General features: G+C 58.5%; 14 protein-coding genes. 8 read left to right on the top strand and 6 right to left on the bottom strand.

Annotated features, from left to right (window positions below):
• Positions 1-352 (top strand): hypothetical protein (locus H586_RS20820; RefSeq protein ID WP_034619240.1); only part of this gene is annotated, 352 nt, incomplete at its 5' end.
• Position 353: 1 nt separating this feature from the next.
• Positions 354-824: a DUF4376 domain-containing protein gene (locus tag H586_RS0111550; protein ID WP_027182115.1), complete on the top strand. Its 471-nt coding sequence runs from the start codon at positions 354-356 to the stop codon at positions 822-824.
• Positions 825-1,005: 181 nt separating this feature from the next.
• Here the strand turns inward: H586_RS0111550 and H586_RS20825 are convergent, their stop codons facing one another.
• Positions 1,006-1,158, bottom strand: a complete 153-nt coding sequence (locus H586_RS20825) for a hypothetical protein (protein ID WP_011367101.1) — start codon at positions 1,156-1,158, stop codon at positions 1,006-1,008.
• A gap of 414 nt (positions 1,159-1,572) precedes the next feature.
• Between H586_RS20825 and H586_RS20175 the strand changes: the two genes are divergently transcribed.
• Positions 1,573-2,832: a GGDEF domain-containing protein gene (locus H586_RS20175; RefSeq protein ID WP_051364001.1), complete on the top strand. Its 1,260-nt coding sequence runs from the start codon at positions 1,573-1,575 to the stop codon at positions 2,830-2,832.
• A 77-nt stretch (positions 2,833-2,909) separates the two neighbouring features.
• On the opposite strand, the gene fsa is transcribed toward H586_RS20175, so the two are convergent.
• Positions 2,910-3,557 carry a fructose-6-phosphate aldolase gene (fsa, locus tag H586_RS0111570; RefSeq protein ID WP_027182116.1) on the bottom strand — a complete coding sequence of 216 codons (648 nt, stop codon included), beginning with the start codon at positions 3,555-3,557 and terminating at the stop codon, positions 2,910-2,912.
• A 291-nt stretch (positions 3,558-3,848) separates the two neighbouring features.
• Here fsa and H586_RS20180 point away from each other — a divergent pair, with 291 nt between their 5' ends.
• From H586_RS20180 to H586_RS0111585, 3 genes are all read left to right on the top strand, one after another.
• Entirely contained in the window at positions 3,849-6,221 is a 2,373-nt protein-coding gene (locus H586_RS20180; RefSeq protein WP_162147972.1) for an ATP-binding protein, read from the top strand.
• A gap of 150 nt (positions 6,222-6,371) precedes the next feature.
• Positions 6,372-6,884 carry a hypothetical protein gene (locus H586_RS0111580; RefSeq protein ID WP_011367105.1) on the top strand — a complete coding sequence of 171 codons (513 nt, stop codon included), beginning with the start codon at positions 6,372-6,374 and terminating at the stop codon, positions 6,882-6,884.
• A gap of 76 nt (positions 6,885-6,960) precedes the next feature.
• The gene (locus tag H586_RS0111585) at positions 6,961-8,064 is read left to right on the top strand and encodes an EAL domain-containing protein (RefSeq protein ID WP_027182118.1); all 1,104 of its coding nucleotides are present in this window, start codon (positions 6,961-6,963) and stop codon (positions 8,062-8,064) included.
• Positions 8,065-8,156: 92 nt separating this feature from the next.
• Here H586_RS0111585 and H586_RS0111590 read toward each other — a convergent pair whose 3' ends face one another.
• The 3 genes from H586_RS0111590 to H586_RS0111600 form a co-directional block, all read right to left on the bottom strand.
• Positions 8,157-9,677: an L-lactate permease gene (locus H586_RS0111590; protein ID WP_011367107.1), complete on the bottom strand. Its 1,521-nt coding sequence runs from the start codon at positions 9,675-9,677 to the stop codon at positions 8,157-8,159.
• 343 nt (positions 9,678-10,020) lie between these two features.
• A complete protein-coding gene (locus tag H586_RS0111595) occupies positions 10,021-10,467 on the bottom strand; it encodes a 4Fe-4S dicluster domain-containing protein (protein WP_011367108.1) in 447 nt (148 codons plus the stop codon).
• Positions 10,464-12,590, bottom strand: coding sequence for a molybdopterin-dependent oxidoreductase (locus H586_RS0111600; protein ID WP_027182119.1), 2,127 nt, complete (start codon positions 12,588-12,590; stop codon positions 10,464-10,466). Before H586_RS0111600 ends, H586_RS0111595 begins: the two co-directional genes overlap by 4 nt.
• 325 nt (positions 12,591-12,915) lie before the next feature.
• Between H586_RS0111600 and H586_RS0111610 the strand changes: the two genes are divergently transcribed.
• Positions 12,916-14,988, top strand: coding sequence for a HAMP domain-containing methyl-accepting chemotaxis protein (locus tag H586_RS0111610; RefSeq protein WP_011367110.1), 2,073 nt, complete (start codon positions 12,916-12,918; stop codon positions 14,986-14,988).
• 20 nt (positions 14,989-15,008) lie between these two features.
• Positions 15,009-15,491, top strand: a complete 483-nt coding sequence (locus tag H586_RS0111615; protein ID WP_011367111.1) for a chemotaxis protein CheW — start codon at positions 15,009-15,011, stop codon at positions 15,489-15,491.
• A 163-nt stretch (positions 15,492-15,654) separates the two neighbouring features.
• Here the strand turns inward: H586_RS0111615 and H586_RS0111620 are convergent, their stop codons facing one another.
• Positions 15,655-16,290, bottom strand: coding sequence for a nitrite/sulfite reductase domain-containing protein (locus H586_RS0111620; RefSeq protein WP_011367112.1), 636 nt, complete (start codon positions 16,288-16,290; stop codon positions 15,655-15,657).
• Between the last annotated feature and the right edge of the window lie 610 nt (positions 16,291-16,900).

The following is a 16,900-nucleotide window of genomic DNA, read 5'->3' on the forward strand; positions in this document are numbered from 1 at the left end:
CGGCGTTATACGTGCGGTGCATAGTTACGGGGCCGGAGCCGTAACCGTCATACCTGTGAATGCGGGGGAACCTGTGGCGAAAAACTCCGCAGTTATTGAAAACCTGCCGTTCCCGTATGCCTGCGGCATGACGGCGGAGCCGCAGCTGCATGCCGAAGGCTTCTGGGGAAAGGCCGGATGGATTTTCACCTCTGCCGGTATCGGTGTTTCGGCATCGGTGCGCGATGACGGGGTGCGGGTGTTTACGGGCGGTGCGGGCCTTGCCTCGCAGCCTGCTTCCATCGGCGGTGATTTCAGCGCGGGTGTGCCCGGACCCGCGCGAATCCGCGCAATTGTACACAGGGGGTATTGATATGCCGGTATATGCCAAGGCGGGCGAAAGTCTGCAGCACATTATGAATCCGCTGCAGGCGGCAAAGCATCCGGAACTTGTTCTTATGGAGGGGCCGCGCCCTGCCGACGGGTATGTGGCTGCGGATTCCGGCAGGTGGGTACTGTCCCGGGCCGCCCTGCTGCAGGCTGTAAGCGCCGAAAAGAACCGCCGCAGAGACAGCGGCTTTATGCTGGACGGCGTGCTGTGGGACAGCGATTACGCCGCACGGCTGGCCTATGCGGAAATGGCCGCACGCTTTGCGGCGGCACCGGACTGCACCGTGCACTGGAAGGCCAGCGCGGGCAACTGGGTGATGTTGGATAGCGCGCTGTTTGACAGGGTGCGCACGGCTGCTGAAGCGCATATAGCCGCAGCCTACGAATGGCAGCGGCAGCAGGAGGCCGCGCTGGCATCTGTACCGGATGAAGGGCAGACTGCGGCAGACTGCTGACCTGCCTGCGTGCGTGGCTGTGACGGGCTTTTTTGCCGGCAGAAGATACCGGCGAAGACACCGGCGGTGATACGGGGAGCCCGTGCACAGGCATTGCGGCATACGCCTGCCCGGCCGGTTATGGCAGGCGGCAGCAGCCGGAAAAGCTGATCCTGAACCGCGGGGCATTACGCCCTGCGGTTCAGTTGTCTCTGTATTCCGTGCTTACGTCCACCTGTCCGCTGACTTTTACCGTTTGCTGATCTGCTCTGTCAGGATTATGCGCGCAGCCGGCAGCCAGCACGGCTGTCAGTATCAGGGATAATAAAAAAAGAGTGTGTTGTGCGGCTTTCATGGCTGTTGCTCCGTTGTTTTTCTGCCGGTGTGCTGTCTTTACTGTGTGGCTGTGCAGGCGCGGCGCAGCGTTGCTACCGGTTCCGCTATGCCTCAGAGTGCTGCCGCATGCAAGTGCAGGTGCGGGGTCGCATGATGGGGGCGCCGTTTTTTATACAAGCATAGACAGCTTTTATGATGGCATTTCGGCCTTGCGTTGTGTAAAATCTGCAGTACGGTTTTTTGCCTGCGATGCGGTGGTGCATATATGCGCCGCCTTTGCGCACCGCGGGTTATCTATGTGTTTCAGGGCCCGTATGGCCGGTTCGGTACCGCGGCACCCTGATGCGGCTTTGTGTGCGCCCGGCATGCTGCTGATGTATTGTCTGACATGCTGCCGGTCAGATACCGCGGTTACCCTTGGGGAATGTAAACTGTGACTGACAATAATCAAGACCTTGTACAAGAGCACGAAGGGCTGGCAGGGCTGCCTGTTGAGCAGCCGCCTCCGCCGTCGTTCATACGCATCTTCTGGCTGCCCGTAATATTGTATGCCGGATTTGTGCTTCTTTTTGTTTATTGGGCCGGTGCCGAAGCGGAAAAAGAAGCTCTTGCCGACCTTGATGCCCGTCTGCGGGTGGCGGCCGTGGCGTTGCCGGGCATGCTTGCCTCAGATTTTCATGACCGGGCTATAGCCCCAGGTTCTGTGGGGATTGATGAAGAGCTGAAGAACCGCGAGCGCTTTAACAGGTATGCCGCGGAAGCAGGGATGATATACGTCTACACGCTTGTCCAGTTCCGCGACGGGTTCTGTTTTTCGTCGCCCACTGTGACAGTGGAAGAAGCGCAGGAACGCCGTTCGTGGTTTTTCTACCCGTACGAAAATCCGCCTCCGGCGTTTATGAAAGCCCTGCAGACCAACACGGCGCAGTATGTTTCGTATGCCGACGAATGGGGCCGCTTCCGCTCTGTTGCGGTGCCTATGACATCTCCTTCGGGACGGCGGTACCTTGCCTGTGCCGATATCCAGCTGCAAGAGGTGCACGAGGAAATCCGCCAGCGGCAGCAGTTCGCTTTGCTGGCGTCGCTCGGCTTCATGCTGCTGGGAGTGCCTTTTCTGCTTGCCGGGCGGCAGGCTGTGGCAATCTATGCCCGGTATTCGTTGGGAATTCTGAGCAGAAATATGAAACTGAAGCGTCTGGCGGAGCATGACAGCCTGACAGGACTGCTTAACAGAGTGTCTTTTTTCCGTGTGGTGGATCAGCGTATTCTTATGATGCGTCAGGTCGGCGCGCAGGGGGCGCTGCTGATGATAGATATTGATGACTTCAAGGAGATCAACAGCAGGCACGGGCATCTTTTCGGTGATGAGGTGCTGCTGGGAGTCAGCCATATCTTGCGTCAGACCGCCCGCAAACAGGATACTGCGGGGCGGTACGGCGGCGAGGAGCTTATGCTGTTTCTGCCCGATGCCAGCGCGGATGCCGCCCGTTCTGTGGCGGAGAGGCTGTGCGCACAGGTGGGCGAGATGCCGTTCACATTTCAGGGACGCACCATCCGGTGCACCGTCAGCATAGGTGTGGCGCATTTTACCGCGCCTTCCGATATGGCCATGGGCTATGCAGAAGTGGCGGACAATGCCCTGCGGCAGGCCAAACGGCATGGAAAAAACAACGTTGTGGTGCTCGGGGCCTGATGTCCGCAAGTGCCGTATGTCTCCCCCGCACGGCAGCATACGCCGTGCGGGGGCTTTTTTAATATCGCACTGTCAGACTACGACTGCGTAAGCTTGTTCCAGTCGGCAAGAAATGCATCAAGGCCGGAATCTGTGAGCGGGTGATGCATAAGCTGTCTGAGCACCGTGTAGGGCACTGTGACCACATCCGCCCCCACCAGCGCGCTGTCCAGCACGTGCTGGGCGTGGCGTATGCTGGCGGCCAGTATTTTTGTTTCGTAGCCGTAGTTGTCAAAAATGGTGCGTATCTGGCTGACAATCTCCATACCTTCATGCCCTATGCCGTCCAGCCTGCCCAGAAAAGGGCTGACATAGGTTGCTCCGGCTTTGGCGGCCAGAAGTGCCTGCATGGCCGAAAAAACCAGCGTCACATTGGTTTTTATGCCTTTGCCGGTCAGAGTGCGGGTGGCGATAAGGCCTTCGGCGGTCATGGGCACCTTGATGACCACATTATCGCCGTAACGCACCAGTTCTTCCGCTTCGCGCAGCATGCCTTCAGCATCCGGACTGATTACCTCCAGACTGACAGGGCCGTCGACCTCGTCGCAGATCTGCTGCATGCGTTTTTTCCAGTCGCCGCCCTGCCGTGAAAGCAGAGTGGGGTTGGTGGTTACTCCGTCAATAAGTCCCTGCTTTCCGGCCAGACGTATTTCGTCCAGATCGGCGGTATCGAGAAAAAATTCCATATACGTCTCCTTGGATACGCTGCGCACCGCATGGTGAAAGGGGCAGCTGTTGTGTCTTATGTTACTGCCAGCGTAGCACGCCGCGCCCCGTATGTCTGCATGGTCAGAGGTGGTATGTGACTTTGCGTGCCGGTGCGGATAATAATAACAGCCGGCCTGCCGGACGGATATACTGGCCATAACGTACCGGAGGTTCCGATGTACAGCGCCGACAGATACCCCGTCCGCAGCCGCCGGAAGTGCTTTTCGTGCGGCATGCAGGGCCATGCATGCAGGCTCCGGACCGTTTGCGTGCGGGCCGTGTGCGCCGTCTGGCTGATTGCTCTGTACGCGGCCGGTGCCGTGGCTGCTCCTGCCGTTGCGGCCGCTGCCGTGGGGGGCGCTCCGGCACGGGCGCTGCTTGTTTCATCTTATCACCCGGGATTCCCGACTTTTTTTGACCAGATAGCGGGCCTGCGTTCTCAGCTTGATGCCGCCGGAGTGCTGCTGGATGTGGAATTTATGGATTCCAAGCGGTTTGCTCCCGAAAAGGTTTCGCCCCTGTTCAAAGACATGCTGAAGCGCAAGCTGGCGGTACTGCCGCCGTATGATATCGTGTTCTGTGCCGATGATAACGCGCTGCAGTTCATGCTTGAGCACGGCAGAGAGCTTTTCCCCCTTACTCCGTGCATTTTTATGGGCATCAACAATGTGGGGCTGGCTGTCTCGCTGCGGCAGGATGAACTGTTTACCGGCGTGGTGGAATCTGTATCCGTGACGCAGACCCTTGCGCTGGTGCGGCAGCTTTTTCCTCAGATGACCGGCGTTGCTGTGCTGGTGGACGGCACTCCCAGCGGACAGGGTGACCTGAAAACCGTTCTGGCTGCGGAACGGGACTTTCCGGAACTCAGCTTTTCGGTGATTTCTCTGCAGGATATGAGCTGGGATGCCTTTGGCGCGGCACTGGAAAAGGTGCCGTCGACCAGCGCTGCACTGCTGCTGTCGGCGTATGTCGATGCCGCCGGCGAACGCAGAACATTTGAGTCATCGTTGGATTTTATAGCTGCCCACCTGCGTGTTCCGCTGCTGCATCTGTGGGAGCACGGCATAGGAGAGGGCGTGCTGGGGGGGCGTGTGGTCAGCCATCACGAACAGGGACGGTTAGCCGGCATGCTGGGGCTGCGGGTGATGCGGGGCGAATCCGCTGCCGTGGTGCCGGTGGTGCGCGGTGATGCGGCTAACAGATATATTTTTGATTTCAGACAGCTGGAAAAATTCGGCGTGCGGCTGTCGCGCCTGCCTGAAGGCAGTGAAATACGGTATCGCAGCAGTACGGTATGGGAGCGTAACCGCTGGGGCATTATCATCGCTGTGCTGGTGGTGCTGCTGCAGGCACTGGTCATACTCATGCTGCATACGAGCAGGCGCCGTCTGCGCGACAGTGAAGAGGAACTGCGCCTGTGGGGTGTGGTGTTCCGCCATGCGGGGTGGGGCATAGCGCTGGGGGTGGGCGATGATGACAGGCTGACTCTTGTGAACCCCAGATATGCCGAGATGCACGGGTATACCGTGGAAGAGATGCAGGGCATGTCGGTGCTGGAGCTGTATCCGCAGCGGGAATGGGCCGCACTGAAAAGCCAGCGTGCGCGTGCGCTGGCAGACGGCCGCGCAGAACAGGAAAGCGTGCACCTGCGTAAGGACGGCAGCAGTTTTCCGGCGTGGGTTGATATTTCCGTCGTACGCGGCAGTTCGGGCGGCGTTACTTACAGAGTGGTGAATGTGCAGGACATATCGGAGCGGGTGCGTACACAGGAACTGCTGGTTGAAACGGAAAAAATGATGTCTGTGGGCGGACTGGCAGCAGGTATGGCGCACGAGATAAATAACCCTCTGGGTATTGTGCTGCAGAGTGTGCAGAACATGCAGCGCCGCCTTGACCCGTCACTGGAAGCCAACGCACGCGAAGCAGCAGCCTGCGGGGTGAATCTGGAAAATGTGCAGACGTACATGGAGCGGCGCAGCATTATGCGCTCGCTCGAGCATATCCGCGAGGCAGGACTGCGTGCGGCCGAGATAGTACGCAACATGCTGGATTTCACCAGACGCAACGATGCCGGACGCAGCACCTGCGACATTGCCGTGCTGCTGGAAAAGGTGCTGATGCTGGGGGCCAGCGACTACGACCTGAGCAAAAAATATGACTTCAGGAATATACGCATAGTAAAGGATATTGAAGCGGACCTGCCCGCCGTACCATGTGTGCGCACAGAGATTGAACAGGTTTTTTTCAATATCATCCGTAATGGTGCCGAAGCCATGAGTGAACACCCCGTGGCAGGCAGGGTGCCCACCCTTGTCATCTGCGCGCGCCGTTCCGGCCGCTGGCTGCTGGTCGCCATACGGGACAACGGGCCGGGCATGTCCGGCGAGGTGCGCAGAAGAGTGTTCGAGCCTTTTTTCACCACCAAGCCGGCAGGCAGAGGTACCGGTCTGGGGCTTTCGGTGTCGTATTTCATCATCACGCGTAACCACGGCGGCAGGATAGAGGTGCACTCGACACCTTACGAAGGCTCCGTCTTTCTGGTGGCCTTGCCTGTTTCGGGGCAGCCCGCCGGGGCGGATGACGCTCCTGATTTTCCCCTTATGGATGAACTGAGCCGCAGGGCGTTGCTCGGTGCGGGCTAGACGGTTATTCTGTCAGCCTTTTCTTGACGGAAAGGGCGACAATACTGTTTACTTGGCCCGTCGCGGCGGACCGCTGCGCTCCGTGTTCTGCGCGGTGCGCAGGCTGTGCGGCCTGATGATTTTTGTGCGGGGATACAGGAGAAAAGTCGGATGGACAAATGGCTCAGAATTTTGCTGGAACTGCTGCCTGTACAGGTTTTTGCGCTGGCATGGCGGTGGGAGGGCAGCAGCGGGCCTGACGGCTGGATGATTCCGTATGCCGCCGGAGCTGTTGCGGCCCTGCTGTGCACCGGTGTGCTGCTGTGGCGGCGCGTGCTGCTGGACAGAATACTGCTGGGGGTCAATCTGGCCATTGCCCTTGCCGGACTGGGCCTTTACTGCGGCACCCCCGGTCTGCCCGGCCTTTTGGGCGACCTGCGCGGCGCCGGTTTTTTTATCATGATTCTGCTTACCGCCGGCGTCACCTATCTTACCCGACCTGCGGCATTGCTGCATCTGGAACGCGGAACGTGGGAACCGTGGGACAGATACATGCTGCTCTGTTCGCTGGGGGCATTTGCGCTCGCCTTCATCACCCGTACCGCCCCACTTGTGAATGCTTTTTTGCTGGCGCTTCTTTTTGTGGCCCGCGGCAGCCTGCAAAGTGCGGCACGGCGCGTCTGACGCGCCTGTATGCCTGCGGGTTGTCCGGTGTCTGAAAGGTGTGCATGTCTTTTGATCAAGCGAGGTTGCCTGCAGGATGAATCAGCTGTTTTCTGCACCGGTTCATGGCCGGTGTCCCCGCTGTGAAGGAACTCCGGAACGCATACCCGACTCCGGCGTACTGTATATTTGCCCGCCCATTATTCCGTCGTGCGAAGCGCTGCGCCGCTATCTGCAGCAGAAGGCAATGCCCTACACAGAGGTGTATCAGGACATTTTCGCCATTCCGTTTGACAGAATGTCGTTGGAGGTTTTTTGCGAAGAGTATCTGGAACATATCGGGTCTCTTGAGCAGAAGGACACCCGCAGCCTGCTGCTGGCGCACGGTGAAGAACTGACCGTACGGCATGTGGCGCGCATGCGTCCGCTCGAAACGATAGTGGCGCGGCTGCAGGGTGAATGGCTCATAGATATGCTCGACAACGGCCGTCTGGAGACGCATTTCCAGCCCATTGTGAACGCCGCATCTCCTGCAGATGTGCATGCTTACGAGTGTCTGGCGCGCGGCATAGATGAAGACGGCGCGATTATAGGTCCTGCCAGAATGTTCGGGGTGGCCAAGTCCGCGGATCTGCTTTTTAATCTGGACAGAGCGTGCCGGCTGGCAGCCATAGACGGCATGGGCAGATACGGGCTGGACAGACCGCTTTTCATCAACTTCAATCCCGCAACCATATACAACCCTGTCTACTGCCTGCAGACAACCATGAATGCCATCAGCAAGGCGGGACTGCAGCCGGACATGGTGGTTTTTGAGGTTGTGGAAAGCGATGAAGTGCAGGACGTCAACCACCTGCTTAATATTCTGCGCTATTACCGCGACCATGGATTTAAAGTGGCCCTTGACGATCTGGGGGCAGGTTTTTCGTCGCTTAACCTGCTGGCGCGGCTGAAGCCTGACTATGTAAAGCTGGACATGGGGCTTGTGCATGATGTGCACCGTGAAGAGTATAAAGCCGTCATAACCGGCAACCTGCTTGCCATGGCCCGCGGGCTGGGCATAAAGACCATTGCAGAGGGTGTGGAGACCGAAGGCGAGTGGCGCTGGCTGGCGGCCCACGGTGCCGATTATGTGCAGGGCTTTCTTTTTGCCCGCCCTGCTGCCCCGCCCGATGCGGTCAAGGTTCCCTGCTGCCCGTAACTGCGGCACTGCGGACAATAGTAAAGCGGGAAGGCTGTCAGCCTTCCCGCTTTTTTTATATGCAGCCCCGCGGGGCGGTTTGTCTGCCTGTGCTACACGGCAAAGTACTTGATGTACGGAATGGTGGCGTACACCAGTGTGCCCAGAATCAGGACATAGGCCGCGCATACGGCCAGAGTGCGGTTCATTATGCGTCCTTCCGAGCCTACAAGGCCGGTGGCAGCGGTGGCCACGGCAATGGACTGGGGCGAAATCATCTTGCCCGCGGTGGCACCGGCTGCCGATGCGGCGACTATCCATGCCTGATCAATGCTGATGCGGCCTGCCACTTCCATCTGCAGCTGGCCGAAAAGTACGTTGGACGAAGTGTCGCTGCCGGTCACAAAGGTGCCCAGCGCGCCCAGCAGGGGCGAAATGAGCGGGAAGTATGATGCTGTGGTGTCTGCCACGGCCACGGCTATGGTGTTGATCATGCCGCTGTAGGCCATGACCTTTGCCAGCGCCACGATGCTGACCACGGTGACGGCGGAGTAAGTGAGTTTGCCTGCCGTGGAAGCGAGCACGCCTGTGATGGAGCGCAGACTTTCACCCTGAATGCGGCCGCCGATGTATGTGGCCAGAATGATGAGCGTGCCGGGTGTGGCCAGCCATTTAAAGGTGAATTCATTGTCGCCGTAAATGGTGACGGTGGTCTTTACCAGTCCCAGCGTGTCTTTGATAAGCGGGAACAGGTTGCTGCACAGAATGATGAAGCCGAATACCAGCATGTAGGGCAGCCATGCCTTTATTTTCACGCTGGCAGGCAGTGGTTCTGTTTCGGGTGCTGCGGTGTCGCGGTGGAAAATACGCGCCCAGATTATGGTGGCCAGCATGCTGCATATGCTGCCGATGAGGCAGGGCAGCTCGGCACCCATGTATTTGGCCGTATACAGCTGGGGCAGGGCAAAAGCCACACCCGATACAAACGTGGCGCCTACTACCCCGCGCAGTCCCTTGAAACCGGCGGTGAGGATGACCAGCAGAAATGTAATGAGAATGATGAAGACGGACAGCTGCAGTGCGGTGTAGTAGCTGATGGTTTCGACAGGCAGCCCCGTGACACCGGCCATGGTGATGATGGGAATGCCGATGGCGCCGAACGCCGTGGGTACGGTGTTGGCCACCAGACAGATAATGGCCGCGAACATGGGCTGAAAGCCCATGGCTGCCAGAATGCTGGCCGGAATGGCAACCGCCGTGCCGTATCCTGCCACACCTTCCAGAAATCCCCCGAATCCCCATGCCACAATAAGCACCAGCAGACGTTTGTCGGTGGTTATGCCGGACAGCATGCGGGTGATGATATCCATGCTGCCTGTTTTACGGGCAAGATTGTACGTGAACACTGCTGCAATGATGACAATCATGATGGGCCACAGTGCCAGCGCAGCCCCCTCCAGAGCCGCAGCCAGCGCGTCGGTGACCGGCATCTCCCACCATCCGAAAATTGCCAGCGCCAGAGTGAGCACCAGCGTGGCGCTGCAGGTCTTGTAAGCAGGCAGCTTTAAAATGACGAGAGAAAAGATGAGCCAGAGAATCGGCGCGAATGCCGCGAAAAGTTGTACTGCTTCCATGGTCTTCCTTTCCGGAAAGTTGAAGTGAATCAATAACGGCGGGTTACCCGCTCTCCTTGCGTGGTGTTTTGTTTGGTTAGTCAAACAATCTCAAGGGGATTACTCCCTGTATCGGTTTGCGTCAAGAGCACGTTGTATTTTACGGCTTTGCTACAGTATTGTGCGGCGCTGCATGCGTGCGTTGCAGCGATGTGGTGCGGAAAGAATGTCTGCGGAAAAAGGACAGGATTTTGTCCTGTACCGCCAGTAACAGTGCGGAAAAGAGAAGGCGGGCAAAGGGCAGACGGCTGGTATGGCAAGGGGTACTGCGCGGGCAGGGCGCCCGCGCAGTACCCCTTGCCGGCTATTTGCGGGTGAAGCTCAGTGCGTGCGTGGTGCAGGCGGTGACACAGGCGGGCAGCTTGCCCTCGTCAACGCGGTCCATGCAGAAGTCGCATTTGAGTACAGTGGCTGTGGCGGCGTTGAAGACGGGAATATGCCATGGGCAGGCATCGATGCAGGCTTCGCATCCGATGCAAGTTTCCTGATCAACATATACTATACCGTCAGATTCGCGCCGTATCATGGCGCCGGTGGGGCATACGTCCACGCATTCGGGCGTTTCGCAGTGGTAGCAGCACTGATAGGCAGCTTTCATGCGGGGTACGCCGTCCACCATCACCGGTTCGGAAGATGTGTGCACGCCCAGCTTGATGCCTGCCGGAGTGTTGTTTTTCGCTTTGCAATGCACTTCACATGCCTTGCAGTGGATGCAACGTTTTTTGTTCAGTTTCAGTCTGTATCTGCTCATGCTGCTCCCCCGTCCTGCTCTGCCTTGCTGATAACCACGAAGTGCTCCTGAAGTGAAAGACCGCCGCCGGATGTATCGTAGCGCTCCAGTCCGCCGGGCATCAGTTCGTGGTCGGCCACGCCGCATCCCCGGGCGCGCGATTCCACAGGCAGCCTGTGGCCGAAGCCGTGCACCATGAACAGTGCTTCGGGGTGCACGCAGTCTGTCACAAAGGCCTTCATGCGTCCGGCGGGATTGCGGGGAGCGCCGGCAGGCGCCACTTCTATCATGTCTCCGGTGCATATGCCCAGTCGTTCCGCACGTGAAGTGTGTATCCATGCCACATTTTCGGGCATCTGCTCATGCAGCAGCGGGTTGTTTACGGTGTGCCCCTGCGTGTGCACTCCCACTCTGCCGAAGGCTATGCGGAAGGCCCCCTGCGGAGGCGCAGCCGGAGCTGTGTAGGGTTTCAGGGTATGAATGTCGGCTTTTGCCCATTTGGCGCTTACCATCTCCAGTTTGCCGCTGGCGGTGGGAAAGGATTCGGGCGTGCGGTACAGGGGGGTATCGGCCAGTTCGACAAATCCTTTGGCGTCAAAATCGCCTATGCTTACCCCCGTGTCGCGCAGCTGATAGTCCCAGATGTCTTCTATACGGGTGAACGCCAGATGCTTCATGGCGGGGCACACGTCGGTAAGGCGCGATGCCAGCCCGCACAGAATTTCCCAGTCTGCACGGGTGTCTGCAGTGGGCTGCATGGCCCGTTTGCGCACAAAAAACTGCGGCTTGAGTCCGGCCTTGCCCGCTATGATGCTTTCGCGTGAAAGGTAGGGCGAAAGGGGCAGCACCACATCGGAGTGCCATGCCGTGTCCGACCAGCTGAAGGTGACACTGACAAGCAGGTCAAGCCCTTCCCATTTGCGCTTGAGCGCTTCGGGGTCGGGCATGGCCATAAGCGGGTCGTGGCGGTAGCATATGTAGGCTTTGACCGCATAGGGGTCGGCTGTGGCGATGGCGTCGTACGCCAGATTGACCAGCCCCGGGCCCGTATCGAACTGCGGGTGCCGCCAGCCTACGCCGTCGGCGCGTTTTTCTTCGGGTTTCGGCATCAGTGCCGCCAGCTTGTTCAGTCCTTTGCGGCCCACGTCTTTGGGCGTGTTGACCAGCGGCAGACCGCCCCTGGCACCTATGGAGCCGAGCAGCGCGTTGATGATGTAGGCCGTGCGGCATACATAGAATGAATCATCGTAGCGGGCCACCATCCAGCCGGGGTGCCAGATGACCGAAGGGGCTGCTTCTGCCAGCTGCGCGGCCAGCGCCTCGATGCGTTCCGCGGGTACACCTGTCTGTTCCTGCGCCCATGCTGCCGTACAGGGCGCGGTGAACGCCGCCAGTTCGTCAAAGTCATGAAAATGGCGGGCCACGTACTCCTTGTCGTACAGCCCGCGGGTGATCAGCTGATTGATCACAGCCAGATTGAAGGCGTAGTCGGTGCCCGGACGCACCATGAAAAAGTTGTCGGCTTTGCTGGCGCTGACAGAGGCGCGTATATCGATGACGCTCAGCTTGCAGCCGTTGTCCAGCGCGTCCATGACACCGTTGCATTCGGCCACGTTGATGGCTTCGAGAATATTGCGGGTCTGCAGCACAATGTGGCGTGCGTTACGCAGGTCGTAGGCAACCTGCTTGCGCCCCATGCCCATGACGGACTGGGCGGCGTGCTGCACGTTGCGGGCGCACGAGGCGTCGTGGTTACAGTAATTGGGCGAGCCGAGTCCGCGCACAAACGCCTGATGCAGGTCGGCAAAGGGACCGCCGCGGTCGCTCCACAGAACGCTTCTGCCACCGTGTTCCGCCATGATGTTTTTCAGTCTGGCGGCCACATAGTCCAGTGCCTCGTCCCATGTGGCTTCACGCCACTTTCCTTCGCCCCGTTCCCCTGTTCTGATAAGGGGCGTGACCGGACGCTCGGAATCGTATTCCAGCGCCATGCCAGCAGCCCCGCGGGCACAGAGCGCCCCTTTGAGTGCTGAATAAGGGTTACCCTGTATCCATGCGGCGTTGCCGCCGCGAGTCTCCACCATGATGGGGCAGCGCACACTGCACATGCCGCAGACGCTGAAAACGGTCTTGTCTTCTGCCATTCGTCCCTCCGCAACGGTTGAGAACCTGCCGTACCTGATGCCGGTCAATCAGGTAAAATACGCCATACGGGCAAAATTGAAAAGCCGCAGCCTGATTGTGCAAAAAAGCACAATATCGGGTGCCGCCGGAAAAAACAGCCGCCGGTGTCTGCCTGTCTGTGTCCGCATTATTATAAGGGCCGCGCATGCGGTTTTCTGTCTATATAATTGGGCATGCTGTTTTCTTAACGCATACTGAGTAGCACAAAGAGTGCGTCACGGGCCATGCGCGGCGGCGTGTGCCGGTGTGTCCGGTAACATTTGCAGGAGAACATGAGGGGTTCGCATGAAAAATCTAAAGCTGGCCATGAAAATAGGTATCGGTTTCGGGTTGTTGATTCTGATAGCCTGTACGCTCGGCGGTCTTGCCGTTTTTAATATGACCAGAACCGCGGCAGATTCAGAGCGGCTGGCATATGAATACGTGCCGGAAGTGCGCATGGCGAACAGTCTGCAGAACAGCGCAGCCACAGCCATGCGGATGATGCTGGGCTACGCGCTGAGTGAACAGCAGAGCTACCGCCAGAATGCGCTGAAGGAACTGGCAGAAGCCAGAAAGTTTTTGAATCAGGCCAAGGAGCATGCGCAGAAGTATCCTGATCTTGTAATGCTGGCGCAAAGTGTTGAAAAAGCCGAAGGCGTGCTGAACCAGTACGAACGGCGGGCACAGGATACGGAAAACCTTATCGGTGAAATTGCATCGAGCAGGGCGGTTATGGATCAGGCAGCCGCGCTTTTCATCACCAATTGCACCGCGTATATTGATTCGCAGCAGCAGAAAATAGAGCAGGAAATACGTCAGGGACTGCCGGCAGCAAGCCTTGTGGAGCGCAGTCTCAAACTTAAATGGGCCAATGATGTTGTCGATATGGGAAATAATGCCCGTATTCTCAATTTCAGGGCTCAGGCTCTGCGGGAGCTCAGTCTTCTTGAAGATGCAGCCAAGTCCGTCGGCAGAATAGACGAGCCGCTGCGCGACCTGAAGCGGACAAGCCGCAGTCAGGATAATCTCCGTCAGCTGGCGGCCATTGAAACAGCGGGACAGCAGTACGCCGCGTCCATACAGAATCTGCTGGCAAACTGGCAGAAACTGCGGGAAGCCACCGTGGACAGGGGGCGTCTGTCGGACGAGTTTCTGGTTTTGTGCAACGAAATAGCACGGGCCGGTATGGAGCAGACGCAGAATATCGCCGATGTGGCCATGTCCAATATGAATACGGCTTCCACCGTGATGGTGTCCGGTCTGGGCATTGCCCTGCTGCTGGGCATTCTGGTTTCGGTCTTTCTTACCCGTGCCATCACCGGCCCCATTGTCAAGGGAGTCGGCTTTGCCAATTCCATGGCACAGGGCGATTTTACAAAACTGCTGGATATAGACCAGCGTGATGAAATCGGCCAGCTGGCCGCCGCGCTTAACGACATGGTCACCAAGCTGCGGGGCATTGTAGCCGAGGTGCAGAGTGCGTCTGAAAATGTGGCTTCCGGCAGTGAGGAACTTTCCGCCTCTGCTCAGGCCACATCACAGGGTGCCACGGAGCAGGCCGCCAGTGTCGAGGAAATTTCGGCCAGCGTGGAAGAAATGGCCTCCAACATCAGGCAGAGCGCCAGTAATGCCAAGCAGACAGAGGAAATTGCCCTGCGGGCGGCAAAGGATGCACAGAGCGGCGGACAGGCGGTGGAACAGACCGTGACCGCCATGAAACAGATAGCCGAAAAAATATCCATCATTGAAGAAATAGCCAGACAGACCAATCTGCTGGCGCTTAACGCAGCCATCGAGGCGGCCCGTGCCGGAGAGCACGGCAAGGGCTTTGCCGTAGTGGCGGCAGAAGTGCGCAAACTGGCCGAACGAAGCGGCGCCGCGGCAGGAGAAATCAGCGAGCTGTCGTCCAGCAGTGTGGAAATAGCTGAACGCGCGGGTGAAATGCTGCGTCAGATTGTGCCCGACATTCAGAACACTGCCAGCCTTGTACAGGAAATAGCCGCCGCCACCAGCGAACAGAACGCAGGTGCGGAGCAGATCAACAAGGGCGTGCAGCAGCTTGACCAGGTTGTGCAGCAGAATGCCGCGGCAGCCGAAGAAATGGCTTCCACGTCTGAAGAACTGTCCAGTCAGGCCGAGCAGCTGATGAGCACCATGGGCTTCTTCCGCGTTGATACAAGCGGTCACGGGTCTTCTCCCCGCATGGCCACAGTGCGTGCGGGCAAAAGCCATCGCGGAGCCGCTCTGCCTGCTTCGCGCGCGTTGCCTTCCGACGACCGGGGCATGCGTGACAAGGCACCGGAAAAGAAAAATTCCGGCGGAATTCAGCTGAATATTGAAAACGATCCTTCGGACGAGGATTTTGAGCGTTTCTAACTGCCTGACCGGAGCCGGCCATGAATGAGACCAATCAATATCTGTCGTTCCGGCTGGGCAGCGATGCCTATGCGCTGGGTGTGGATACTGTGCGCGAGATACTGGACGACAAACGGATAACACCTGTCCCCCGTGTGCCCGAATTTCTGCGCGGGGTGATCAACGTGCGGGGCATGGCTGTGCCGGTGGTGGATCTGCGCCTGAAGCTGGGCATGAGCCGTACAGTGCTGGATACCAATACCTGCGTCATCATTGCGGAGGTAAGAGCCGCTGATGAGGTTCTTTCGCTCGGGGTGCTGGCTGATTCCGTGCAGGAAGTGCTTGAACTTGACCAGCAGGCCATGACGCCGCCTCCGTCCATCGGCACTGCCGTGGACAGCCGGTATATTGCCGGTATGGCGCGTGTGGAAGATGTGTACGTTACCGTACTGGATGTGAACTCGCTGTTTACGCTTGAAGAGCTGAGCGCGGCGGGCGGTATGAAGGAAGCCGCACCGGAATGATCCGGACGGCGGAGAGAACAGGCGGAAACCGGCGGTAACGCATTCTGCCGTGCGAAGAACAAAAACGCGGCTGCATGGGTAGTGCAGCCGCGTTTTATTACTTGCGGCACTGACGGCACGGGTGCATGGCCGCAGCCTGTGCGCTGTACACAGCGGGTATCTGCTACAGCAGCGCTTCGCGGATCGATTCTATGCCGCGCGCCTCGACAAAGCGGGCCACCCGCTGCTTTGTTTTACCGTTGGTTTTGTAATATTCCAGAAAGCGTTCCAGCAGGCCGACGGCTTCATCGTCCGGAAGGTCTTTGGCAAGCACGTCGGCTATACGCGCCCTGCCGCCGGAGTTACCGCCCACCAGAATATTCCAGCCTTTGGATGTGCCCACAAGTCCGATGTCGCGCACATAGCTTTCGGCACAGCAGGTACCGCAGCCGGAAACGCCCATTTTGATTTTGGCAGGGCCGTCGAAGGTGCGGAATTTTTCTTCAATGACGCCAGCCATTTCCAGAGCGTTCTGCCGTGCGAGCTGGCACCACTGGTTGCCGGGGCAGGCCTGAACGTAATGCCCAGCCACGCGGAAGGGCAATTCGCTGCAGGCAGCGTGCAGGTCTTTTTCCTTCAGGCCGATGAGCGCAAAACGCTGGCCGGAGGTTATTTTAAGCATGGGTACGTCATATTTGCGGGCCACGGCGGCCACGGCTTCCAGTTCCTGCGGCGTAACCACACCCGAAGGCGGGGTAACACGTATGGCGTAGGTTTCCTTGTCGCGCTGCAGAATGGTGCCTTTAGGCATATCGGACATGCTGAGTCTCCTTGGCATGTGATGAGGTAACAAAAATAGCGGCATCTGCATGCCGCCCGCGCAATGTGCCCTAAACCCGTCGCGGTAACAAGAGGCCGGATGTTTTTTGCAGCGGAACAGCGCGCTGCGGCGGTAATGCTGCGCAGCAAACCGGCGGCTGTGCCGGTGCCGCCGGTGCCGGTTCCGTCTGTACCGGTGCGGACAGGGACAGCCTGTAGCTGTCTTCAGGCAACGGCTGCGGGGCGTGACTCCGGGGGCAACGTGTACAATTGACGCGTGTCTTTCATGTAGCGGGTACCCGCGCAACGGTCCTCAAGCATTGCCGGGGAGAGCTTGCCATTTCCGGCGAAGCGGCCCTTCGCTACCACCTGCGCCTTGGCATTCCTTTGAAAGACCTGCGTCCGGACTTGTTTGCGGCGGATTCCGACAAAGCGGCCTGATTTTGACCTGTAGTTAGTATGCGCCACCAGTGCGCCACGAGCGAGAGTAAAATGAGTACGAAATTCCATGCGCTTGAGCCGTGGGAATTGATGAACACGGCGAAGAAGCTAATCGGCATAACCGGCTTGGAACTGATTTTTAAAGTCGGCCACAGTCGGATTTATCAGTT

Source organism: Oleidesulfovibrio alaskensis DSM 16109, assembly GCF_000482745.1.
GTDB lineage: Bacteria > Desulfobacterota > Desulfovibrionia > Desulfovibrionales > Desulfovibrionaceae > Oleidesulfovibrio > Oleidesulfovibrio alaskensis.

Bases quoted from the DNA above. Each gene is read 5' to 3' on its own strand.
- H586_RS0111550 (WP_027182115.1), top strand. From the start codon at position 354: ATGCCGGTATATGCCAAGGCGGGCGAAAGTCTGCAGCACATTATGAAT.
- H586_RS20825 (WP_011367101.1), bottom strand. From the start codon at position 1,158: ATGAAAGCCGCACAACACACTCTTTTTTTATTATCCCTGATACTGACA.
- fsa (WP_027182116.1), bottom strand. From the start codon at position 3,557: ATGGAATTTTTTCTCGATACCGCCGATCTGGACGAAATACGTCTGGCC.
- H586_RS0111580 (WP_011367105.1), top strand. From the start codon at position 6,372: ATGGACAAATGGCTCAGAATTTTGCTGGAACTGCTGCCTGTACAGGTT.
- H586_RS0111585 (WP_027182118.1), top strand. From the start codon at position 6,961: ATGAATCAGCTGTTTTCTGCACCGGTTCATGGCCGGTGTCCCCGCTGT.
- H586_RS0111590 (WP_011367107.1), bottom strand. From the start codon at position 9,677: ATGGAAGCAGTACAACTTTTCGCGGCATTCGCGCCGATTCTCTGGCTC.
- H586_RS0111595 (WP_011367108.1), bottom strand. From the start codon at position 10,467: ATGAGCAGATACAGACTGAAACTGAACAAAAAACGTTGCATCCACTGC.
- H586_RS0111600 (WP_027182119.1), bottom strand. From the start codon at position 12,590: ATGGCAGAAGACAAGACCGTTTTCAGCGTCTGCGGCATGTGCAGTGTG.
- H586_RS0111610 (WP_011367110.1), top strand. From the start codon at position 12,916: ATGAAAAATCTAAAGCTGGCCATGAAAATAGGTATCGGTTTCGGGTTG.
- H586_RS0111615 (WP_011367111.1), top strand. From the start codon at position 15,009: ATGAATGAGACCAATCAATATCTGTCGTTCCGGCTGGGCAGCGATGCC.
- H586_RS0111620 (WP_011367112.1), bottom strand. From the start codon at position 16,290: ATGTCCGATATGCCTAAAGGCACCATTCTGCAGCGCGACAAGGAAACC.